Origin of the sequence: Mycobacterium sp. ITM-2016-00317, from assembly GCF_002968295.1 — a bacterium.
Lineage (GTDB): Bacteria > Actinomycetota > Actinomycetes > Mycobacteriales > Mycobacteriaceae > Mycobacterium.
Genome location: NZ_CP134399.1, coordinates 4,483,270 through 4,504,806, shown reverse-complemented (window position 1 = coordinate 4,504,806; position 21,537 = coordinate 4,483,270). Strand labels below are relative to the sequence as shown.

At 69.7% G+C, this 21,537-nt stretch carries 17 protein-coding genes and 3 pseudogenes; 9 read left to right on the top strand and 11 right to left on the bottom strand.

Annotation, left to right across the window (positions count from 1 at the left end; translation table 11 throughout):
• Nucleotides 1–66 precede the first annotated feature (66 nt).
• Entirely contained in the window at nucleotides 67–954 is an 888-nt protein-coding gene (locus C6A87_RS21470; protein WP_311114105.1) for a helix-turn-helix transcriptional regulator, read from the top strand.
• 3 nt (nucleotides 955–957) lie between these two features.
• Here the strand turns inward: C6A87_RS21470 and C6A87_RS21465 are convergent, their stop codons facing one another.
• The 10 genes and pseudogenes from C6A87_RS21465 to C6A87_RS21420 all read right to left on the bottom strand — a co-directional run bounded on the left by C6A87_RS21465 (nucleotide 958) and on the right by C6A87_RS21420 (nucleotide 9,475).
• Nucleotides 958–1,563 (bottom strand): hypothetical protein, encoded by a 606-nt coding sequence (locus C6A87_RS21465; RefSeq protein ID WP_311114104.1) that lies wholly within the window; start codon nucleotides 1,561–1,563, stop codon nucleotides 958–960.
• Nucleotides 1,564–1,666: 103 nt separating this feature from the next.
• Nucleotides 1,667–2,533: a formylglycine-generating enzyme family protein gene (locus tag C6A87_RS21460; protein WP_311118031.1), complete on the bottom strand. Its 867-nt coding sequence runs from the start codon at nucleotides 2,531–2,533 to the stop codon at nucleotides 1,667–1,669.
• A 13-nt stretch (nucleotides 2,534–2,546) separates the two neighbouring features.
• Entirely contained in the window at nucleotides 2,547–3,476 is a 930-nt protein-coding gene (locus tag C6A87_RS21455) for an HAD family hydrolase (protein ID WP_311114103.1), read from the bottom strand.
• Nucleotides 3,473–5,026 (bottom strand): arylsulfatase, encoded by a 1,554-nt coding sequence (locus tag C6A87_RS21450; protein ID WP_311114102.1) that lies wholly within the window; start codon nucleotides 5,024–5,026, stop codon nucleotides 3,473–3,475. Before C6A87_RS21450 ends, C6A87_RS21455 begins: the two co-directional genes overlap by 4 nt.
• 47 nt (nucleotides 5,027–5,073) lie before the next feature.
• Nucleotides 5,074–5,301 (bottom strand): annotated as a pseudogene (locus C6A87_RS21445) (arylsulfatase); the annotation flags it as partial.
• Between the two features lie 122 nt (nucleotides 5,302–5,423).
• Nucleotides 5,424–6,155, bottom strand: coding sequence for an alpha/beta fold hydrolase (locus C6A87_RS21440; RefSeq protein ID WP_311114101.1), 732 nt, complete (start codon nucleotides 6,153–6,155; stop codon nucleotides 5,424–5,426).
• Nucleotides 6,156–6,198: 43 nt separating this feature from the next.
• Complete coding sequence (locus C6A87_RS21435; protein ID WP_311114100.1) at nucleotides 6,199–7,311, bottom strand: NAD-dependent epimerase/dehydratase family protein; 1,113 nt, start codon at nucleotides 7,309–7,311, stop codon at nucleotides 6,199–6,201.
• A 62-nt stretch (nucleotides 7,312–7,373) separates the two neighbouring features.
• On the bottom strand, nucleotides 7,374–7,586 hold the full coding sequence (locus tag C6A87_RS21430; RefSeq protein ID WP_311118030.1) for an exodeoxyribonuclease VII small subunit: 213 nt from the start codon (nucleotides 7,584–7,586) through the stop codon (nucleotides 7,374–7,376).
• On the bottom strand, nucleotides 7,573–8,832 hold the full coding sequence (gene xseA, locus C6A87_RS21425; RefSeq protein ID WP_311114099.1) for an exodeoxyribonuclease VII large subunit: 1,260 nt from the start codon (nucleotides 8,830–8,832) through the stop codon (nucleotides 7,573–7,575). Before xseA ends, C6A87_RS21430 begins: the two co-directional genes overlap by 14 nt.
• 37 nt (nucleotides 8,833–8,869) lie before the next feature.
• Nucleotides 8,870–9,475, bottom strand: coding sequence for a lipid droplet-associated protein (locus C6A87_RS21420; RefSeq protein ID WP_311114098.1), 606 nt, complete (start codon nucleotides 9,473–9,475; stop codon nucleotides 8,870–8,872).
• A gap of 53 nt (nucleotides 9,476–9,528) precedes the next feature.
• On the opposite strand from C6A87_RS21420, the gene C6A87_RS21415 reads away from it, so the two are divergent.
• The 8 genes and pseudogenes from C6A87_RS21415 to C6A87_RS21380 all read left to right on the top strand — a co-directional run bounded on the left by C6A87_RS21415 (nucleotide 9,529) and on the right by C6A87_RS21380 (nucleotide 20,429).
• On the top strand, nucleotides 9,529–10,542 hold the full coding sequence (locus C6A87_RS21415; RefSeq protein ID WP_311114097.1) for a 4-hydroxy-3-methylbut-2-enyl diphosphate reductase: 1,014 nt from the start codon (nucleotides 9,529–9,531) through the stop codon (nucleotides 10,540–10,542).
• A gap of 43 nt (nucleotides 10,543–10,585) precedes the next feature.
• Nucleotides 10,586–10,795, top strand: coding sequence for a hypothetical protein (locus C6A87_RS21410; protein WP_311114096.1), 210 nt, complete (start codon nucleotides 10,586–10,588; stop codon nucleotides 10,793–10,795).
• A gap of 77 nt (nucleotides 10,796–10,872) precedes the next feature.
• The gene (locus C6A87_RS21405) at nucleotides 10,873–11,127 is read left to right on the top strand and encodes a FeoA family protein (RefSeq protein ID WP_311114095.1); all 255 of its coding nucleotides are present in this window, start codon (nucleotides 10,873–10,875) and stop codon (nucleotides 11,125–11,127) included.
• 10 nt (nucleotides 11,128–11,137) lie between these two features.
• A pseudogene (locus C6A87_RS21400) lies at nucleotides 11,138–11,620 on the top strand (FeoB small GTPase domain-containing protein); the annotation flags it as partial.
• A 91-nt stretch (nucleotides 11,621–11,711) separates the two neighbouring features.
• Nucleotides 11,712–13,076, top strand: coding sequence for a ferrous iron transporter B (locus C6A87_RS21395; protein WP_311114094.1), 1,365 nt, complete (start codon nucleotides 11,712–11,714; stop codon nucleotides 13,074–13,076).
• Nucleotides 13,077–13,084: 8 nt separating this feature from the next.
• The gene (locus C6A87_RS21390) at nucleotides 13,085–13,636 is read left to right on the top strand and encodes a NifU family protein (RefSeq protein WP_311114093.1); all 552 of its coding nucleotides are present in this window, start codon (nucleotides 13,085–13,087) and stop codon (nucleotides 13,634–13,636) included.
• Entirely contained in the window at nucleotides 13,633–18,612 is a 4,980-nt protein-coding gene (locus tag C6A87_RS21385; protein ID WP_311114092.1) for a cation-translocating P-type ATPase, read from the top strand. The genes C6A87_RS21390 and C6A87_RS21385 overlap by 4 nt, the downstream gene beginning before the upstream one ends.
• Nucleotides 18,613–18,654: 42 nt before the next feature.
• Nucleotides 18,655–20,429, top strand: a pseudogene (locus tag C6A87_RS21380) (penicillin-binding transpeptidase domain-containing protein).
• A 14-nt stretch (nucleotides 20,430–20,443) separates the two neighbouring features.
• Here the strand turns inward: C6A87_RS21380 and C6A87_RS21375 are convergent.
• The gene (locus C6A87_RS21375) at nucleotides 20,444–21,508 is read right to left on the bottom strand and encodes a DUF6542 domain-containing protein (protein ID WP_311114091.1); all 1,065 of its coding nucleotides are present in this window, start codon (nucleotides 21,506–21,508) and stop codon (nucleotides 20,444–20,446) included.
• Between the last annotated feature and the right edge of the window lie 29 nt (nucleotides 21,509–21,537).

The window sequence follows — 21,537 nt, the reverse complement described above, 5'->3', positions numbered from 1 at the left end:
AGCCCTGGTGCTGCCTACCTCTGCCAGGGTCAGGCTACGGCCGTGTCGGTGGCGCATAGTGGAGACATGACGTTTCCCAGCCTCGGCGAGTTCCTGCGGGCCCGGCGCGCGCGAATCGACCCTCAGGACGTGGGTCTGCCGGCGTACGGGGGTCGGCGGCGCGTCGCGGGATTGCGTCGTGAGGAACTGGCGCAGCTGGCCGGGGTGAGCGTGTCGTACTACACCCGGCTCGAGCAGGGCCAGTCCGTCAACGCGTCCGAAGCGGTGCTCGATGCGATCGCTTCGGCGTTGCGTCTCGACGACCACGAGCGCAGGCATCTGCACGCGCTGGCCAGTACCCAGCCGAAACAGATGAGCCGACCGCCGGCGGAACGCGTCGACCGGCTCACCCGTGACCTACTGCGGACACTGGCCGATGTGCCGGTGGTGGTGGCCGGTAGGCGCAGCGATGTGCTGGCCTGGAATCCGCTCGGGCACGCCCTGATGGCCGGCCACGTCGACCCGGCCTCGGTGGACCAGCCTGCGGCGAGGCCGAATCTGGCCCGGATGCTGTTCCTGGACTGTCACACCCGTGAGCTCTACGTGGATTGGCAGCGCAAGGCGCGTGCGATGGTCGGCAACCTGCGCCATGTGGCCGGCCGCTATCCCGACGACGCGGCACTGGCCGCACTCATCGGCGAATTGTCCATGAAGAGCCCGGATTTCGTGGCTCTGTGGCGCGACCATCGGGTTAAGCCGTGCGAGGCGGACTCCTACGAGCTGCGCCATCCCGTGATCGGTCCGGTGACGATCACCCAGCAGAACCTCGTCGTGGCCCGAGCCACCGACCAGTCGGTGTGCATCATCACCGCGGCGGAGGGGTCACCGTCGGCGGACAGCCTCGACCTGTTGGCGGGGCTGGTGCGTCAGGGGTCGGCGTCTGTCCGGCGCGACACCTCGGTGCCCACCACCTGACCGTCAGGGCCGGGCCGGCGGCGCTGTGGTCGTGGACGGAGTCGTCGGTGCCGAGCCCGGCGACTGCATGCCGGGCATCATGCCCCCGCCCATACCGGGCATCATCCCGCCGTGCATGCCGGGCATCATGCCCCCACCCATGCCCGGCATCATCCCCCCGTGCATGCCGGGCATGCCGCCGCCCTGCATTCCGGGCCCGTATCCCGGACCGCCCTGCATGCCGGGGCCGTACATCCCGGGCCCACCCGGGCCGTAACCCTGGCCGCCCTGCATCCCGGGCCCCCACGGTCCGCCGCGGGAGGACGGCCCGTCGCCGTGGTGCCGGTAACCGTCGTCGTCGTCTCCGCCGGAATTCTGGCCCAGCATGAATCCGAAGAAGAAGATGATGGCGACGATCAACAGCGAGCCGGCCACGATGCCGATCCACGCCGCGATGTGGTTGAGGCGGCTCGACCGGTTCTGCCCGCCGTACGGCGGCGGTTGCTGTGGCGGCGGCTCCGGTGGCGGTTGAGGTGGCTGCGGCGGCGGTGGCGGTGGAGCAGAAGATTGCGGTGGCACAGCCCCTTGCGGCGCCGCGCCCGGAGCCTGAGGATTCTGCGGTTCGGTCATACTCCGATCGTCCTCCTCTCGGCTCCCGAGCGGGCCCGTTCCGCCCCCACCCGCTACCGCGACCCCGCGCCGTCGACCATGGCGAACGTGGCATCTCGATCGGCTAGCGCGCGATGCAGCGGAAGCCGATGTGGCTCATCCCGGTGTCGACCTGCTGAGGTCTGCGTGCGGCGGGGCGGTAGCGCATGCAGTAAGTGTCGGCACACAGGAAGGAACCACCCTTTATCACCTTGCGCGGCACCTTGAACTGGGGCTGGCTCGGATCGTAAGTTTCTGCAGCGCAACATGGTTTGATGTCCCGCGTCGACCCGTACCAGTCGCTCGTCCATTCCCACACGTTGCCTGCTGTGTCGTGCAGCCCGTAACCGTTCGGGGGGAAGGATCCGACCGGCGTACTCTGCCCGTAACCGGTGTCGGGAAGGTAGGGGAACTCCCCGTGCCAGTAGTTGGCCAGTGGCCGGCTCGGCGGTTCGGGTGCGTCGCCCCAGGTGTAAACGGCATGGGCGAGGCCACCGCGGGCGGCCACCTCCCACTCGGCCTCGGTCGGCAACTCGTATCCGGCCCACTGCGCGTACGCCACGGCGTCCTCGAACGCGACGTGCACCACGGGATGGTCCTCACGCTTGCGCAGCGACGAACGTGGCCCGCGGGGGTGTTTCCAGCAGGCGCCCGGTGTCCACGTCCACCACTGATTGACGTGACGCAGATCGACGGGGCCGGGGGTGCGGTGGAAGACCATCGAGCCGGGCTGCAGATTCTGCGGGGGAGCACCGGGATAGAGACTTGCGTCGAGCGGTCGCTCGGCAACCGTCAGATAGCCGGTGGCGGACACGAACTCGGCGAACTGAGCATTGGTCACCTGATACCTCTGCATCCAGAACCCGTCGACGGTCACCTCGCGCGCCGGGCCCTCCTCGGGGTAGTGCTCGTCGGAGCCGACCACGGTGGTCTGCGCCGGAATCCACACCATGGCGGCGGACGGCTCAGGCAAAGATCTGTGTCCAGTCGTTCTTCATGCTCACCACACTCCACCCGAACTGGCCGGCATGCTCGAGCACGCGTTCGGCTCCTGCGGTGTAGTCGAATTCACGGTCAGCGTCATCGTGGAGGACCAGCAGCCGCAACGCGGCCTCGCCGGGACGTCCGGAGTACATCAGCATCTCGTCGTCACCGTTGGAGTTCCCGGCAGACAGGATCGGGCGTCGGCCGACGCGAGTCCAGATCCGGACCGGCTTCTCGGGGCCGTCGTCGAACACATCGAGTGTCGGCTGGATCAACAGATCGCCGTGGCCGTCCCCTGCGTCGAACTTCAGGCCCTGGGCGCTGCCGATGACACGTTCGGGCGGAATGCCGTAAATCGACGCGGTGATCGGGCGCATGAAGTCCCGGCCGCCGCCGGAGACGATGTAGCAGGTGAAGTCGTGTGCTTCCAGATACCGCAGCAACTCCACCATCGGCAGGTACACACAGCTCAGGTACGACCGGCCCAGCGTCGGATGCGCGGCGGTGGCGAAGAAGTCGTTGACCAGTGCCGCATGGTCTTCGACGCGCATCAATTCGTGCAACGACATCACCGCGCCGGCAAGGACTTCGAGGCCGGAATCGTCACCCTGGTAGTGCTTGGTGATGGCGCTGCCGAACCAGCTCAGGTCACCGGCGACGGCCGCTCGGTAGGGTTGCTGCCCCGCAAGGTTAGCCTCGGTGGCCGCCTTCTCTGCCAGCCTGCCCACGATGAAGTCGAGCTGGATGTACATCGGCTTCTCAACCCACAGCGTGCCGTCGTTGTCGAAGACCGCCACGCGCGCCTCGGGTTCGACGTAGTCGGGGCCCTCGGTGGTGACACGCGCCACGAAGTCGGTGATCGCCGACTTCGTCGGACCGTCGGTCCAGCTGTCCAGTTGCGCCACGCTCATCCGCCCCGGCTGGCGAGGAACTTCTCCAGTTCCTCGACCGCATTGTCGATCGTGAACGACGCCGGGTTCTGCCGGGGCGGGAACTCCTTGAACGTCTCCAGGAACTGCGTGGCGATGGCAGATCCGTAGAGCACCAGGTAGATGCGATCGATCACCCAGTCCCAGTAAGTGTTCGACGTGATATCGGCCCGTTCGTAAGGGTCGGTGCGGAGGTTGAACAGCTTCGGCGCGCGCAACGGTGTGAAGGGTTCGAACCAGATCTGCAGTGTCCCCTGGCAGCGCTGCTCCTGGAAGACGACCTTCCAGTTCTCGGCGCGGATGCCGAGCACGTCGCAGTCGTCGGAGAAGTAGATCATCCCCCGGCGCGGACTCTTGTCGACCTGTCCGGTGAGATAGGGCACCAGGTTGTAGCCGTCGATGTGCACCTTGTACTCGGTCTGGCCGTCCGCGCCGGCTTTGTGGCCGGCCTTGAGCTTGTCGATGATGTCCGGATCGCCGGCGGCTGCCAGGAACGTCGGCAGCCAATCATGATGCTGCACAATCTCGTTGGAGACACTGCGCGGTTTGATCCTGCCGGGCCAGCGGATCAGTTCCGGAATGCGGAACGCGCCCTCCCAGTTGGTCGCCTTCTCACTGCGGAACGGGGTGGTCGCACCGTCCGGCCAGCTGTTGGCGTGCGGGCCGTTGTCTGTCGAGTAGATGACGATCGTGTCCTCGGCGATGCCGAGCTCGTCGAGAGTGTCGAGCAACTGGCCGACGTTGCGGTCGTGGTCGATCATCGTGTCGTGGTACGGCGAATGCCAGCGGCCTGCCTGGCCGACGCTCTCGGGCTTGGTGTGGGTGCGAAAGTGCATGTGCGTCATGTTCATCCACACGAAGAACGGGGTGTTCGCCTCATGCTGGTGCTTGATGAAGTCGATGCAGGCACCGGTGGTCTCGTCGTCGATCGTCTCCATCCGGAGCTTGGTCAGCGGGCCGGTGTCCTCGATGCGTTGCTTACCGACCGGGCCGTAGCGCTCGTCGACCTCGCCGGAATCCTCTTCGGTGGCCCACGAGTGGATGACGCCCCGCGGAAGCAACGCCCGCCGCAGCAGCGGGGCCTCCTCCTCGGTCGGGTAGTCGGCGTTCTCGGGTTCCTCCTCGGCGTTGAGGTGGTAGAGGTTGCCGAAGAACTCGTCGAACCCATGGGCTGTCGGCAGGTACTTGTTGAGATCGCCGAGGTGGTTCTTGCCGAACTGGCCGGTGGCGTATCCCATGGGCTTGAGCAGCTCGGCGATCGTCGGATCTTCCTTCTGCAGGCCGATGTCGACGCCGGGCATACCGACTTTGCTCATGCCGGTGCGGTACACGCTCTGGCCGGTGATGAAGGAGGACCGGCCCGCGGTGCAGCTCTGTTCGCCATAAGAATCGGTGAAAAGCATTCCCTCGTCGGCGATCCGGTCGATGTTGGGGGTGGAGTAGCCCATCATGCCCCGGCTGTAGCAGCTCAGGTTCGAGATGCCGATGTCGTCGCCCCAGATGACCAGGATGTTCGGCTTGGATTCAGGCATGCGCAATCCCCTTCTCGAACCGTCGTGCCGTAGTGGTTGTCAGGACGTCAGTCGGCTGCAAGGACGTCTTCGAGGTTCTTGACGATCTGATCGATGCTGAAGCTCGCCGGTGGCTGCCGGGGTGGAAACTCTGTGAACGTGTCCAGGAACGCCGACGCCATCGAGGTGATATCGACGTATTCGTAGGGGTCGGTGCGAAGGTTGAACAGCTTCGGTATCCGCACCTCCGTGAACGGCTCGGCCGAGCTCCGTAGTGTGCCCTGGCGGCGTTGATCGGGAACACGATCTTCCCCGGCATGGCCGCCCCCTCGCCGATCGACGCCCTAGTCGAACCCTTCGAACCCTAGGCCGCTCGGGCGGTTCTGGTCATCGGATTGGGTGAGGAGTCAGCAGTTGGTCACCTGGCGTCGACTGCGTCGACATGGTCGCGGACGAGCATGGGGTAACGGCCGCGTTCGGGGCGGAAGATGTCGTGCGGCGAGTCGACGAACTCGTGCAGCTTCGCCGCCGGGAACAGTCGCCGGTACCGATCCCAGTCCGCATCGCTGACCACGGGGGTGTTGGGACTGCGGACGACCATCAGTGGAGGCTGCCACCGCGACAGCGGTTCCCAGAAGGACTGGGAACGCGCCGTGCGCAGCGTCGCCGTTGCCGCGTCGCGGTCGACACGTTCGCTCACCGGCGTTCCGCGCCAGCGTCCCTCGAGCAGGCCGCCGATGACGTCATCGGACAACGTGATCTCTTCGGGCACGTAGTCACCGATCGCGATCGAACGCACCCGCTCGCGGTTGGCCAGCGCCCACGCCAGCGCGTAGGTGGTGCCGCGGGAGAACGTCATGAGGTGGACCGGACCCGTGGTGACGGCGTCGACGACGACGCCGACATCCTGGGCGAGCGCATCTGAGTCGAACGGACCCGACGGCGCGGAGCTGCGCCCGTGGCCCCGAAGCTCGACGACGACCGTCCTGCGTCCGAGTGCAGGCAGGATCCCGGTGTAGTCGTCGGCTACACAGGTGAAGCCCGGGACGAAGACGATGGGAGCGCCGCGGTCGTCCCCGCCCGAGTCGAGGAAACGGATGTGGGCGCCTTTTTGGTCGATGAAGTGGTCGATGACGTGGAACTGCGACATGGGCCTCCAATGGTCGTCATCACATGATGACGACCCCGCGACGTCAGCCTGCCGGCGGCACCGGGGCGGCGGCCTGCACCGCGGGTTGGGCGGCCTCGGCCTTCATCCGGGCGAACAACTCGACGTAGTACGGCAGGCATTCGGCCATGGCCTGTTCGGTGCTGAACAGCGGCTCATACCCGAGATCGCGGCGGGCCTTGCCGATCGAGAAGTAGTTGTTCAGGTAAAGCCGTTCCACCGCAAGCGGTTCGACAAGCGGCTCGCGGATGCCGTACTTGAAGTGCAACCACTGCCAGCAGGTCATCGCCCGGTGCACCAGCTTTCCGGGCACCCGGATGTCGGGCAGTTTGCCGCCGCAGGCCGCGACCACGGGCCGCGCGAACTCGAACATGTTGAGCGGTTCGCCGTCGTTGATGAAGTACGCCTGACCTGGGGCCGTCCCGCCGGGGACCAGATGCTCGGCGGCGAGGATGAATCCGTGAATCAGGTTGCCCACATAGGAATTGTCGAGCTTGATGTTCCTGTTGCCGACGAGCACCTTCACGTGTCCGGCCAGGACATTCTCGAACACCTTGCGGAACATCGTCTGATCGCCGCGGCCCCAGATGCCGCTGGGCCGGATCGAGCAGGTAAGCATGCCGTGCTCACCGTTCTGTCTCAGCACGAACTGTTCGGCGACGACCTTGGTCTCGGTGTAAAGATCGTTGAAACGGGTTGTGTAGGGCAGATTTTCGTCACCATTGACGATGTCCTGGCCGCCCATGACGACGCTGTTGGACGCGGTGTAGACGAAGCGCTGCACCCCGGCGGACTGCCCGGCGTGGACGAGGTTCTTGGTGCCCTCGACGTTCACCGCGAAACTGCGCTGCCGGTACTCCTCGGTGACCGACGCGCCGCCCATCAGGTCGATGATCGCCGCGGTGTGGATGACGGTGTCGATCCCGTCGACCGCGGTGGCGACGTCGGCGACGTCGGTGATGTCGCCGACGACAACCTGGAGGCTGGGGTGGTCGGGCAGCGGCGACGGGACCCGGTCGAACGACCGCACCTGAAGGCCGCGGTCGAGAAGTGCGGTCACCAGGTTGGCGCCGACGAACCCGGAGCCCCCGGTGACCAGCACGCGTCCGAGGTCAGTCTGCAGCGATGCATCACCCATCCCGGCAGACTAACTGAAACGTGTTCCAATTTCGAGGTCTCGCGCGGCGACGCGGTGCCGGATCAGCTCTCGCCGTCGTCGTTGACCGCCAGTGCCTTCTCCACCCGGGCGCGTGCTCCAGCTAAGTGCTCCTCGCAGCGTTTAGCCAGTTGTTCGCCGCGCTCCCATAATTTCAGCGACGCATCCAGGTCTAGGCCGCCGTGTTCCAGACGCTCCACGACCTCGATCAGTTCGTCGCGTGCTTCCTCGTACCCGAGCTCACTAATGGGCTTCATCATTGCTTATCACCGCTCCTCCGCTGCCCTCGCTGATCGCTGTCACGGCTCCGTCGGCCACCCGGATGCGCAGCCGGGCGCCCGCCGGCGCATCGGCCACTGACTGCAGCACATGCGGTGTCCCGTCGGCGGGGACGGCCTGCACCACGGCGTAGCCGCGCGCCAGCGTGGCCGCCGGCCCCAGGGTGCTCAGCCGGGCCGCCAGATGCCCGATGCGGTCGCCCTCGGTGGCCAGCAGGCGGGTCACGTCGCGCCGTGCGGCGGCTCGCGCGCGGCGGATCTCCTCGGCGCGCGCGTCGATCGCGGCCAGCGGGCGGGACAGCACGGGCCTGCTGCGCAGTTGCGCGACAGTGTGGGCTTCCCGGTTCACCCAGTTGCGCAGCGCGCGGGCGCTGCGCCGGCGCAGGTCGGCGATCAGCGCCTGCTCGGCCGCGGTGTCGGGCACGATCCGTTTGGCGGCGTCGGTCGGCGTCGCGGCACGCAGGTCGGCGACCAGGTCGCACAGCGGGTTGTCCGGCTCGTGGCCGATCGCGCTGACCACCGGCGTGGTCGCGCGGGCGATCTCCCGGCACAGCGTCTCGTCGGAGAACGGCAGCAGGTCCTCGACGCTGCCGCCGCCGCGGGCCAGCACGATGACGTCGACCTCGGGATCGGCGTCGAGCGCCCGCAGCGCCTCGACGATCTGGGGGACCGCGTTGGGGCCCTGCACGACGGTGTTGCGCACCGCGAACCGCACCGCGGGCCAGCGCCCGGCGGCGACGGCCATGATGTCGTGCTCGGCGGCCGACGCCCGTCCGGTGATCAGCCCGATCGTGCCGGGCAGGAACGGGATGGGCCGTTTCAGCCGCGGATCGAACAGCCCCTCGGCGTCGAGCAGGCGGCGCAGCCGCTCGATGCGGGCGAGCAGCTCACCGAGCCCGACCGCGCGGATCTCGCTGATCCGCAGGCTGAAGGAGCCGTTGCGGGTGTAGAACTGCGGCTTGCCGTGCATCAGCACCTGGGTGCCCTCGGCCAGCGGCACCGGGGCGTTGACCACCAGGTCGCGTGGGCAGCTGACGGTCAGCGACATGTCGGCGGCCGGGTCGCGCAGCACCATGAAGGCCGTGGTCTGACGCACCTTCAGCTCGGTGAGCTGACCTTCGATCCAGACCATGCCCAGGCGGTCGATGTACTTGGCGACCCGGGTCGCGACGGCGCGCACCGGCCACGGGTTCTCGGGGGACTTGCCCTGCTCGGGTGCGGTCATCTCGACGTCGATCGGCGTGGCCTGCCCGCGAGGGCGCTCACTTCGCCGACGCGCGCGTGATCCTGTTGGCCAGCAGCGTCTGGTACGGGGCGCGGGCCTTGGTGGCCTCCTCGTAGGCGAGCAGCGCCTCGAGGTCCGGCACGCGCAACGAAGCCAGCCGGGCGCGCAGCTGGGCCAGCGTCAGCGAGTCGTACCCGATCTCGGTGACGATCTCCGGGGCGTCGGGCGTCTCGGGCGTCGTGGACTCCGCCTCGGTGTCGGCGGTGGAGGCCTTGGCGGCGTCCTGGTCGCCGCTGAACAGCGCGAACCGGCCCTCGGTCAGCCGCTCGCCGTCCCGCACGGGCAGTTCGACCACGTCACCGGAATCCTCGCCGGAACCGCCGGAGTCACCCGCCTCCAGGTCCTCGTCGAAAGTCGCCCACTGCGCCTGCTCGTCTTTCGGCGGGAAGATCGTCTCCAGCGTCTCGTCGCCCTTGACCACCAGCACGGCGACGTCCTGCTGCATCTTCATCACCAGCTGGGCGATCTGGCTGGCGATGGTCATCGGGTACATCAGGATGGTGTGGGGGAGTTTGCGGGTCTCCTCGATGGCGGTGACGGCCGCACCCACGAGCAGCCGGACCCCATACGGCGCAGTTGACATGGCCACCAGCCTACGGCTGGGCGTTCCCGGTGGCGGGTAAGTACCCTGGACTCATGCCTTCGACCGTCAACATGGGGATTCCCGGTGCCAGCCAGACCGCGCTGCGCTCCGGCGTCGGCGAAGTCACCGGCAAACGCGTTCTGCTCGCCGAGCCGCGCGGGTACTGCGCGGGCGTGGACCGCGCCGTCGAGACCGTCGAGCGTGCGCTGGAGAAACACGGCGCCCCCGTCTACGTCCGGCACGAGATCGTGCACAACCGCTACGTGGTGGACACCCTGGCCAAGGCCGGTGCGGTGTTCGTCGAGCAGACCGACGAGGTGCCCGAGGGCGCCATCGTGGTGTTCTCCGCGCACGGGGTCGCCCCGACCGTGCACGTCGAGGCCGCGGCCCGCAATCTGCGGACCATCGACGCCACCTGCCCGCTGGTGACCAAGGTGCACAACGAGGCCAAGCGCTTCGCCCGCGACGACTACGACATCCTGCTCGTCGGCCACGAAGGCCACGAAGAGGTGGTCGGCACCGCGGGCGAGGCCCCCGACCACGTGCAGGTGGTCGACAACCCCGACGCGGTCGACAAGGTCACCGTGCGTGACCCGGACAAGGTGGTGTGGCTGTCCCAGACCACCCTGAGCGTCGACGAGACGATGGAGACGGTGCGCCGGCTGCGGGAGAAGTTCCCGACGCTGCAGGATCCGCCGAGCGACGACATCTGCTACGCCACCCAGAACCGGCAGGTGGCGGTCAAGGCGATGGCGCCGGAGTGCGACCTGGTGATCGTCGTCGGCTCGAAGAACTCCTCGAACTCGGTCCGCCTGGTCGAGGTGGCCCTGGGCGCCGGCTCCGAGGCCGCCCACCTCGTCGACTTCGCCGATGACATCGACCCGGCCTGGTTGGCCGGTGTCACCACCGTCGGCGTCACCTCCGGTGCGTCCGTCCCCGAGATCCTGGTCCGCGGTGTGCTGGACCGGCTGGCCGAATACGGCTTCGGCACCGTGCAACCCGTGACCACCGCCAACGAGACGCTGGTGTTCGCGCTGCCGCGCGAGATCCGCCCCGCACGCACCTAGCCGACCACTCCCACCCGGGCCTTCCGGCTCGTACGCTCGTGGGATGGCCGGTTCACCGAGCCGGGGCTCTGCCCACACCCCCGGCGACCGTCACCACCTGCGCACGGTGCTGGCGGCGGCGTTCGTCGGGGTCGCCGTCGCCGTCCTGCTGATCCTGGTGGCGGTGTTCCAGATCGCCTGGGTGGAGGACGTGGACGACACGCCGCCCATCTTCAAGCCACCAATGATGACGGTTCCCGCCCATCCCGGCTGATGCTCTGCACAGCGGGTTGCGGCGGGCGTAGGTTCGGCTAACCGAACGAAAACCACACTGTTGGCGAGGAGCCACACGTGGCAGGCAATCCCATCCGTCAGACCCTGGCCGACCTGCCTCCGGGGGCCTCGGCCGAGATCATCGGCCTCGACCCGGCGGCGCCGCCGGAAGTGCTGCAGCGGTTGCGGCACCTGGGCTTCCGGGTCGGGACCAGGATCCGCAAGATGCGCATCGCGCCGCTGGGCGATCCCGCGGAGTACCGGTTGCTCGGCTACGACATGTGTCTGCGGCGGCGCGAGGCCTCGTACGTCTCGGTGAGCCCTGCCCAATGAGGCTGCTGCCATGACCGCGCCGTGCCGCCACGGGGGCGGGGCGGTCTCGGTGGATCCCGGACGCGTCCGAATCGCATTGGTGGGCAGTCCCAACGCCGGCAAGACCAGCGTGTTCAACCAGCTCACCGGCATGCGTGCCCGGACCGGGAACTATCCCGGTGTCACCGTCACCCGGTCGGTGGGCACCGGGCGGTATCACTGCCCGCACCACGGCGTGCACAAGTTCACCGTCGAGGACCTGCCCGGCGCGTACAGCCTGCATCCGGTCAGCCCCGACGAGAAGGTGGTCACCGACTCGCTGCACGGGGAACTGCCCGGTATCGCGGCACCGGACGCGGTGGCCGTCGTGATGGATACGACGGTGCTGGAGAGATCGCTGTCGCTGCTGGCGCAGGTGCTGGCGCTGGGCAAACCGACGCTGGTTATCCTGACCATGACCGACGAGCTCGCCGCCCGCGGCGGCCACCTCGACATCGACCGGTTCGCCACCGCGCTCGGGGTGCCGGCGATCGGCGTGATCGCCAGCCGGGGAAAGGGATTCGAGCCGCTGCGGGCTCTGCTGTCGGCGCCGCACAGTTGGGCACGTGTCCCCATCCCGCCGCCGCGCGACGACGCCGAGTTCAACAGCTGGGTGGCGTCGGTGCTCGAACGCCGGCCGGTACCGCGCGCCCGAACCGGACCGTCGCAGCGCCCGGATCGACCGGGTGATCCTGCACCCGGTGTACGGGTCGCTGATCTTCGTCACGGTGATGTTCCTGCTGTTCCAGATCATCTTCACCGCGGCGGCGCCGCTGCAGGAACTGATCGAGATGTTCTTCGACTGGCTCGGCACCGCTGCCGGCGCCGCGATCCCGAACGCGACCGTCGCGGGCCTGATCCGCAATGGCGTCATCGGCGGCGTCGGCGCGGTACTGGTCTTCATTCCGCAGATCGTGCTGCTGTTCCTGCTGATTGCGCTGCTGGAGAACGTCGGCTACATGTCCCGCGCGGCGTTCCTGGTCGACCGGATCATGGCCACCACTGGTCTGGAGGGGCGGGCGTTCGTCGCGATGCTGTCCTCGGTGGCCTGTGCGGTGCCGGGCATCATGGCCACCCGCACGCTGCCGTCGTCGCGGGACCGGATCGCCACCATCATGGCCGCCCCGTTGATGACGTGCTCGGCGCGGCTGCCGGTCTACATCCTGCTGATCGGGATGCTCGTCGACCCGGCCGCCGGGTGGGGCCCGGTGTCGGCACAGGGATTGGCGATGCTGGGGCTCTACTTCCTCGGCGGCGCGTCGGCGATGTTCACCGCCTGGCTGTTCAAATCGGTGGTCCTCGGCGGTGACCTGTTGCCGTTCTACATGGAGATGCCGCCGTACCGGTTCCCGTCGGCGAAGTCGGTGCTGCTCGACATCTGGGATTCGGCGAAGTCGTTCCTGCGCAAGGCCGGAACCATCATCCTGGCCACCTCGGTGGTTCTCTGGTCCCTGCTCAACCAGCCCCCGCGTACCGGCGAGATCGCCGGGATGGACCCCGCGAGCGCCGCGGCCTATGTGGTGGACAACTCTTATGCGGCGTCGGTGGGCAGGTTCGTCGAGCCGCTCTTCGCGCCGCTGGGCTTCGACTGGCGGATCTGCGTGGGCCTGATCGGTGCGATCGCCGCGCGCGAGGTCTTCGTCGCCACGATGGGTCAGATCTTCGGCGATTCCCAGGTTCCCGGCGAAGCGGTGCGCACCGCGGTGTTCACCTGCGGACCGCATCAGGGCGAGCTGGTGTTCACCGCGCCCACCACGGTCGCGCTGCTGGTGTTCTTCGTCTACGCACTGCTGTGCATGTCGACGGTGGCCACCATCCGCCGCGAGACGAACTCGTGGAAGTGGCCGGCGGTGGCGCTGTGCTACATGTTCGGACTGGCGTGGGGGATGGCGTTCCTCGGCCGCCACGTCACGATGTGGCTGACGGGCTGACGGCGCCGATGACCAGCCCCAAGCTGCATCCTGAACGCACCGCCGATCCCCGGGTGATGCGCTGGGTCACCGGGGGACAGGACCTGCCCGCCGATTGCCCGCAACTGGCGGCGCTGGTGCGCGACGGGACGCTGCGCGGCGTCGAGGTGGGTCCGGGCGAGGTGCGCACAGCGCTGGCCGACGGCCGTTCCTGGGCGACGGACGGACCGCGCGTACGCTCGGCCTTGTTCGAGGCGCTGTCGAGCCCCGGTCGGGACGAGCGCCGCGAACCCGACGAGCTGCGACGGCGGATCGAGGAGATCGTGGAGGACATCGTCGAAGACGAGGTGGCCCCGGTTGCCGGGTCCCACGGCGGTGCCGTCACTGTGGTGTCCGTGCAGGACGGTGTGCTGACCGTCGCCTTCGGCGGCACCTGCTCCGGTTGCAGCCTGCGGGGCCGGACCCTCACCGACCTGGTGGCCCGCGCCGTACAGACGCGCTGTCCGCAGATCCGCGAGGTGCGCACGCTTCCGTCGCACCGAAATTGGCTGCGGCGCAACAGGGCAGGACGACCGCAGTGAACCTGTTGGACCTCCCTTTCCGGGCCGCGCAGACCGCACTCGGTGTCGTCCGCGAGGCCGCCGGCGGCCACCCCGTGCGGCGCAGCAGTTCGGCCGGGCGCACCCGGTGGATCGAGGTGCGTGGCCTGGGCACCGAGGACGGCCCGCGCATCGGCGCCGCCGTGGTGGCCGCGGTGCGCGCACAGGCCGGTGTGAGTGCCGCCGCGCTGAACGTGGCGAACGCCCGGGTGGTGGTGACGGTCTCGGACAACGGCCCGGACGCGGCGCACCTGTGCCGCATCGTCGACACGGCGGAATCCCGGGCAAGCCGCACCACCGACCGGGACCACCCGGCGACACTGCCCGGTGACGACGAGCTGCTGGCCGAGCGGTTGCTGGCCGCGGCGGTGTCGGCGGCGGGCATCGGACCGGCGGTGATCGGCGCCGCGCTCGGGGTCGGTCGCTTCGGCAGCGCAGTGTCGCTGCCGGGGGCGTTCGCCGAATACGTTCCGGCGGTGCGCAATCAGTTCGAACGCTATCTGGGCCGCGACGCGACCGACCTGACGGTGACCGTGCTGGGCACCGCCGCGGGGGTGCTCTCCGCGTCGCCTGTGGCCGTGGTGCACCAAGCGGCCACCCGGGTGATGCGCGCCGCTGAAGCGATCAACGCCCGCCGCAGCTGGCAGCGATACGAGCCCGAATTCAGCGAGCAGGCAATGAAAGTCGGCGACCAGTCCGGCGGCGTGCCGCGCGATGTCGAGCAGTTCGGGTCCGGCGGTGCGGGGGTGCGTTACGCCGACCGCGCCGCAGGGGTCGGGCTCGGCGCGGCCGCACTGCTCGGTGTCGCCTCGCGCAGCAGCGAAACCGCCAGTGCCGCAGCATTGGTCGCGACGGCCAGGCCTGTCCGCAGCATCACCGAGGCGTTCGCGTGCGCGCTCGGGTGCGGACTGGCCGACCGCCACGGCGCCCTCGTGCTGCGGCCGGTGGTGTTGCGTCGCCTGGACCAGATCGACACGGTGGTGATCGATCCGCGGATCCTCTACACCGACGAGTTGGCGGTCACCCGGGTGCAGGGGGTCGGCGTCGACGACCGGGCCGCGGCATGGCAGGCCGCCCGGGCGGCGCTGGCCGACGCGGGACTGGCACCGGGATGGCATGCGCTGGAGGACGTCCCGGGCGCCGGTCGTGGCGGCGAGGTTCTGGTCAGCGCGATCCGCGATCCGTGGGCCTCTGCTCTGGTCACCGAGACCCGCCGGGCCGGCGCCCGCGTGGTCTCGCTGGACGACGAGGGCCTGCGCTCGCTGGGGCAGGGCTTCGACGAATTGCGCCCCGCCGCCGACGGTGTCGATCAGGCGCTGTCCGACACCGTGACGGAGTTGTCCGCCGCCGGTGCCCGGATCGCCCTGCTCACGGCGAGCCCTGGAGTGGCGACGACGAAAGCTCATGTCACCGTGGGTGTCTGGCGCAACGGATCGCCTCCACCGTGGGATGCAGACATTCTGCTGCCCGATCTCGCCGGGGTGTGGCGGGTGGTGCACGCGCTGCCGGCGGCGCGGCATGCCGTCGCCCGGGGCGTCGAGATGTCGGCCAGTGCGTCGGCGCTCGGTGCGGTGATGCTGTTGCCCGACGTTCTCGGTTCCGGGCCGGTCGCGGGAAGCGCGGCGGCCACCGCGGCGCTGTGGGCGGGCTACCGCAGGGGCGAGGAGGTGTTCGGCGAGGCGCTGCCGCACCCGGAACCCGGACACGACTGGCACGCACTGCCGGTGGACGAGGTGCAGCGGCTGCTCCCACGCACGCAGTCGTCGTCCGGTTCCTCCGGGAACCCGGAGCCTTCGCTGCCCGCCGGCGTGCGGCCGCTCGCCGCCGCCGCATCCCGCTCCTGGGGCGTTGTCAGCGATTTCGTCGGTGTGGTGCGCGAGGATCTGTCCGATCCGATCACCACGATCCTGGCGACGGGAGCCGCGGCCACCGCGTTGCTGGGCTCTCCGCTCGACGCGGTTTTGGTGGGCGGCGTGCAACTGCTCAACACCGCGATCTCGGCTGAACAGACCCTGCACGCCGAGCGGATTCTGAGCGGGCTGCTGGCCGTGCAGGAGCCGCTCGCGCGGCGGCTCACCGGCGCCGGGCGCGATAGCGACTACGAGGACGTGCGTGCGGCCGAGCTGGTGCCCGGCGACGTGATCCGGGTCAGGGCCGGAGAGGTGATCCCCGCCGACGCCCGGATCATCGCCGCCGACGCCGCCGAGGCCGACGAATCCGCGTTGACCGGGGAATCACTGCCGGTGGCCAAGCACGTCGACGCGACACCGGGCGCACCGCTGGCCGAGCGCGCGTGCATGCTCTACTCCGGCACCACCTTGGTGGCCGGCCGGGTCACCGCGGTGGTGACCGCCGTCGGGCCCGCCGCGCAGATGAACCGGGTGGCGGCGATGACCAGCCGCAAGGCCCGCAAGGTGGGGTTGCAGGCGCAGCTGAGCCGCATCACCAACAGGGCGCTGCCGTGGAGCCTGGCCGGCGGCGGTGTGGTCGGCGTGCTCAGCCTGCTGCGCGGCACCCCGTTACACGACGCCGTCGCCAGCGGCGTGGCCATCGCGGTGGCCGCGGTGCCCGAGGGTCTGCCGCTGGTGGTCACGCTGGCCCAGTCGGCCGCCGCCCGCCGGTTGACCAGTTCGTCGGTGTTGATCCGCAATCCGCGTGCGGTCGAGGCGTTCGCCCGGCTGGACGTCGTGTGCTTCGACAAGACCGGAACGCTGAGCGAGAACCGGCTGCGGGTCACGTCGGTGCAGCCGCTCGACGGCGTCGACGCGAGGCAGGTGCTCGACGCCGCGGTGCACACGGTGCGGCCCACCACCGGTCAGCACTCCGACCACGCCACCGACGACGCCGTGCGGGTGGCCGCCGCCGACGCCGGGGTGTTCCCCGGGGGCACCGATGCCCGGCTGCCGTTCCAGTCCGACCGGCCGTTTGCCGCGGCGCTGATCGGTACCCGGCTCTCGGTCAAGGGCGCGCCGGAGGCGGTGACGGCGGCACTGGCCGACAGCCGGGCGGAGGTGACGCGCCGCATCGACGACATGACCGCCGGCGGTATGCGGGTGCTGGTGGTCGCCGAACGGGAGCTCACCGCAGACCAGGCCGCGGCCGTCGCGACCGATCCCGCTGCACTGGCCGACCTGTGTACTTCCGGGATGACCCCGCTCGGGGTGATCGGGATGGCCGACACCGCCCGTGCGAGTGCGCGACCGCTGCTCGAGGAGTTGCAGGCACGGGGGATCGGGGTGCGGCTGATCACCGGTGATCATCCCGTCACGGCCGCGGTGGTGGCCGGCTCGCTCGGGTTGACCGTGGCCGCCGACGAGGTCATGACCGGCCCGGAATGGGAGCGGCTGACCACCGAGGACCGGGTCGAGGCCGCCCGGACCCGCCGGGTTTTCGCCCGGATGGCACCCGAGCACAAGGTCCAGGTGGTGCAGGCGCTCGAGTCGGCCGACCTGGTGACGGCGATGGTCGGGGACGGCGCCAACGACGCCGCCGCGATCCGCGCCGCGACCGTCGGCGTCGGGGTGGTGTCGTCGGGCAGCGACCCGGCCCGCACCGCGGCCGACGTGATGCTGCTCGACGGTGAGATCGGGGCGCTCATCAACGCGCTCGACGAGGGTCAGCAACTGTGGCAGCGGGTGAGCTCGGCGGTGTCCATGCTGGTGGGGCACAACATCGGCGAAGTCAGCTTCGCGCTGATCACCAGCCTGCTGATGGGCCGGCCCGCATTGAACGCGCGCCAGATCCTGCTGATCAACCTGCTCACCGACGCGCTGCCGGCCGCGGCGCTGGCGGTCAGCCCCCAGACCGGCGACCAGATCACCGGCGAACGCAGCGAGGCGGCGTTGTGGCGGGCGATCTGGATGCGCGGGGCGTCCACCGCGAGCGGCGGCACGCTGGCCTGGGTGTTCGGCCGGGCGACCGGGACGCCGCAACGGGCGGCGACGATGGGGTTGATCGGGTTGGTGCTGACCCAGATGGGTCAGACGCTGACGGACTCGCGCGGCCGGCTGGTGGTGGCGACGAACGTCGGGACACTCGCGGTGATGGCCGGGGTGATCAGCACACCGGGGGTCAGCCAGCTCTTCGGCTGTACCCCGGTCGGTCCGATCGGGTGGGCTCAGGCAGCCGCGGCCGCCGGGATCGCCGGTGCGCTGCCGAGCGTGGCACCCGGTGCGCTGGAACGCCTCGCCGCCGGGATGCGCTCGCTGGCCGAAGAGGCCCGCGAGAAGCTGTCAGTCGTCGATCTTGAGCAGGCCCGCGCGGACCAGGACGGCGTAGACCGCACGCAGCGGAGGGGTCAGCAGTCGCACGCCGGTGACGATCAGCGCGTCGGGCCCGACCGAGCGTGGAATCTCAGACATGTTGGACAGGCTAACCAACCTGGCGTCAGCGGTGGGAGCTACCTGCCCCGAATGGAGGATGAGATGTGGGAATCGGCACGATCATTCGTGGCAGACCACCGGGATGTATCGAAACTGGTGCGTGAGGCCGAGAAGTTCTCCGTGCAGCTGCCGGTGATCGGGCGGGTGCGGATCCCGCCGCCCGAGGACGTGGCCTTCTACGGGGTGCTGGGCGGATTGGCGGCCGCCCAGCTGATCGAGTGGCCCATCGCGCTCATCGTCGGGCTCGGTCACGCGGTCTCCGCCCGCCAGGTCCCCGACCATGACTCGGACAGCCGACCGGAGCCCGCGCCTGCCGTAGAGGCCGTGCGGGCGCCGGAGCCTGCGCCCGCCAAGAAGGCGGCGGTGAAGAAGGCTGCGGTGAAGAAGGCGGCGGTGAAGAAGGCTGCTGCGAAGAAGACGCCCGTCGAGAAGGCTGCTGCGAGGAAGGCGCCGGTGAAGAAGGCTGCTGCGAAGAAGGCGCCGGTGAAGAAGACGCCCGCGGAGAAGACACCCGCGAAGAAGACACCCGCCAAGAAGACGCCGGCCAAGAAAGCCGCGGCGAAGAAGACGCCCTGACCCCGTGCCTGCGGGTGTGTGCTGCGGGTACGTTCGACGAACGTGACCTTCCTGCGCCGCGGTTTCACCATCGTCTTGCTCGCCGTCCTGCTGCTCGCCGGCTGCAGCGACACCCAGGACCGGCTGGAGTCCACCGTGAACGGCTTCGCCGAGGCGCTCAGCCGCGGTGACGCCGCGGCCGCCGCGGCGATGACCGACGACGACACGGCGGCGGCGGACACTCTCGGCGCGCTCTACGCCAGCCTGGGCACCGACGTGCGCTTCGAGGTGCGGTCGACGCAGCGCGACGAGAACGCGGCGACGTTCACGCTGGCGGCGGCATGGCGGTTCGGACCCGAGAAGCGCAACGAGTGGACCTACACCACCGAAGGCAGGGCGACCGAGGACGGGCAGAACTGGACGATCGCGTGGGATCCGGCCACCGTCGCGCCCGGTCTCGGCGAGGGGCCGCTGTCCTACAGCACGCTCGTGCCGCAACCGGCGGCCCGGGTGCTGGACCGCACTGGCGCCGAACTGCTCACCCAGCACGTCGTCACCCTCGTCGACGTCGCGCCTGGCGCGGACGTCGACGCCGTTGCCGCGCTGCTCAATCCGATCGCCCCGGGCATCACGCCGCAGTCGCTGGCGGGCGACCTCGCCGCGGCGGCCGACAAGCCGGTCACCGCGGTCACGCTGCGCGAGGAGGACCTGGCCCCCATCCAGGAGCAACTGGCCGCGCAGCCGCACGTGACGCTGCGCCCGCAGACGCGGCTGCTGGCCACCGACCGGACGCTGGCCTCACCGACGTTGCCAGCCTGACCGAGCTCTGGCAGCAGCGCACCGACGCCGCGGCGGGATGGGCGGTGTCGGCCGAGACCACCGCAGGCGCCAAGCGGGTGGGCGGCCGGGACGCCGAGCCCGTCGGCGACATCGCGAGCACGCTCGACATCGGCATGCAGCTGGCCGCCGAGGCCGCGCTGGCGCCGCTGCCGACGCCGGCGGCGATCGTGGCCATCCAGCCCTCGACCGGCGACATGCTCGTCGTCGCGCAGAACGTCCCGGCCGACGCGCAGGGCGCGATCGCGCTGACCGGCCTCTACCCGCCGGGTTCGACATTCAAGACGGTGACGGTGTCCGCGGCGCTGCAGGCCGGGCAGGTCACCCCCGACAGTATCGTCAGCTGCCCGGGCACCGAGAACATCGAGGGCCGCCAGATCCCCAACAACAACTTCGAGCTCGGCGACGTCCCGCTGCACACCGCGTTCGCGCGGTCCTGCAACACCACGATGGGTCGGCTCGCGGTCGACCTGCCCCCGGACGGCCTGACCAGAGCCGCGGCCCAGCTGGGCCTCGGCATCGACTTCGTGGCCCCCGGCATGACGACCGTGACGGGCAACGTGCCGGTGGCCGACACGTCCGCGCTGCGGGTCGAGGAGGGCATCGGACAGGGCCAGGTGACCGCGTCGCCGTTCGGTATGGCGCTGGTGGCGGCCACCCTGGCACGGGGCTCGGTGCCGGCGCCGACGATCGTCGAGGGGGAGCCGGCCGTGCCCGACCGCACCCCGGATCCGCTGCCGCCGAACGTCGACGAGCAGGTGCAAGCCATGATGCGGGAGACGATCACCGGCGGCACGGCCAGTCAGTTACAGGACATCCCCGGCCTGCTGGGCAAGACGGGCACCGCCGAGTACATGCATCCCGAGGATGACGACGTGCGTGCCCACGGCTGGTTCGTCGGGATCCGCGGCGACCTCGCGCTCGCCGTGTTCGTCAGCGACGCGGACAGTTCCGGGCCTGCGGTCGAGGCGGCAGGCCGTTTCCTGCGCGCCGCCCCCTGACCGGACCGGTCGCGTCAGATGTCGTATTCCCACCGGTCGGCGTCGGCGTCGCGCGGGCTTCGCCTGCGGGGCCGGTACTCCGGACGTTCCGTCGGGTCGTCGCCGCGGTAGCGCACGCGGGAGACCGGATGGTGGCTGCTCGATCCCGTCGCGTCGTACGCGTCCAGCGGCTCGTAGCCGTCGAACCGGCTGCGGCGCTGTGGCCGGTCCCGGTCGTGGCGGTCGTACGACGGTCGGCGCTCGCGGGGCGCCGGCGGTTCGCGCCGTGAGCGCGGTTCGCGCGACTCGCGGGGCTCATGTGCGGAGGACGGGCGGGGACGGCGACGCGGCTCCGACGATGCGGGATCCTCGGGCCGCGGCCTGCGTCGGCGCGGCCGGTCGGTGACGGGATCGATGACCTCGGTCTCCGGAGCCCGCGAGTGTCGGGACCGCGGCGGGGCCGCACGCTTTGCCGGCCGCGCTCCGCGGGCCGATCGCTCGGCGGCGGTCCGCGGTGCGGTGCGGCGTCGGTCGGCGGTACGGCGCTTCCTCGGCTGTTCGTCGCCCTCGGGCGTCGCCGTGCCGCCGATGAACGAGGTCAGTTTCGCCACAAGTCCGGCCGCGTTCGGGGTGGCGCGGCGGGGCTCGGTCGCACTGGCCGGGGCGGCCGACTTCGCGAAGTACCAGCGGGCGAGCCCGATCAGCAGGACCGCCGCCGAGGTGAAGAACATCAGCGGGAATCGCTGGATCAGCGGGTAACCGCAGTTGATCAGGATGTCCTTGAGACCGTGGATGTCGCTGCTGCTCATCAGGAAGTACGCGGCGGGCACTATGACGAACAACACCAACGGCGGCTGGACCACCGCGGTGAACACGCCCGACTGCTGCACGGCCAGAACCGCGATCAGGCAACCGAGGACGTACAGCGTGGCGAAGGCGCCGGTCAGTGCGCCGTTGCCTGATCCGGCGTCGAAAGCGAACCCGATCAGGGACGCGATCACCGCTGTCAGAATGGCGCCCCACCACGGAATCCCTGCGATATGGGGGTGCGCGGAGCGGTGATCCGAAGCCACCGACGGCCGCGCGCGCTGATCTGACACAGGTCGACCGTACCGGTTTCGGCAATCAG

Excerpts from the sequence above, each read along its gene's own strand:
- C6A87_RS21440 (WP_311114101.1), bottom strand. The coding sequence starts at position 6,155 with ATGTCGCAGTTCCACGTCATCGACCACTTCATCGACCAAAAAGGCGCC.
- C6A87_RS21430 (WP_311118030.1), bottom strand. The coding sequence starts at position 7,586 with ATGAAGCCCATTAGTGAGCTCGGGTACGAGGAAGCACGCGACGAACTG.
- C6A87_RS21465 (WP_311114104.1), bottom strand. The coding sequence starts at position 1,563 with ATGACCGAACCGCAGAATCCTCAGGCTCCGGGCGCGGCGCCGCAAGGG.
- C6A87_RS21415 (WP_311114097.1), top strand. The coding sequence starts at position 9,529 with ATGCCTTCGACCGTCAACATGGGGATTCCCGGTGCCAGCCAGACCGCG.
- C6A87_RS21390 (WP_311114093.1), top strand. The coding sequence starts at position 13,085 with ATGACCAGCCCCAAGCTGCATCCTGAACGCACCGCCGATCCCCGGGTG.
- C6A87_RS21455 (WP_311114103.1), bottom strand. The coding sequence starts at position 3,476 with ATGAGCGTGGCGCAACTGGACAGCTGGACCGACGGTCCGACGAAGTCG.
- C6A87_RS21435 (WP_311114100.1), bottom strand. The coding sequence starts at position 7,311 with ATGGGTGATGCATCGCTGCAGACTGACCTCGGACGCGTGCTGGTCACC.
- C6A87_RS21420 (WP_311114098.1), bottom strand. The coding sequence starts at position 9,475 with ATGTCAACTGCGCCGTATGGGGTCCGGCTGCTCGTGGGTGCGGCCGTC.
- C6A87_RS21410 (WP_311114096.1), top strand. The coding sequence starts at position 10,586 with ATGGCCGGTTCACCGAGCCGGGGCTCTGCCCACACCCCCGGCGACCGT.
- C6A87_RS21460 (WP_311118031.1), bottom strand. The coding sequence starts at position 2,533 with ATGGTGTGGATTCCGGCGCAGACCACCGTGGTCGGCTCCGACGAGCAC.
- xseA (WP_311114099.1), bottom strand. The coding sequence starts at position 8,832 with ATGACCGCACCCGAGCAGGGCAAGTCCCCCGAGAACCCGTGGCCGGTG.
- C6A87_RS21450 (WP_311114102.1), bottom strand. The coding sequence starts at position 5,026 with ATGCCTGAATCCAAGCCGAACATCCTGGTCATCTGGGGCGACGACATC.
- C6A87_RS21470 (WP_311114105.1), top strand. The coding sequence starts at position 67 with ATGACGTTTCCCAGCCTCGGCGAGTTCCTGCGGGCCCGGCGCGCGCGA.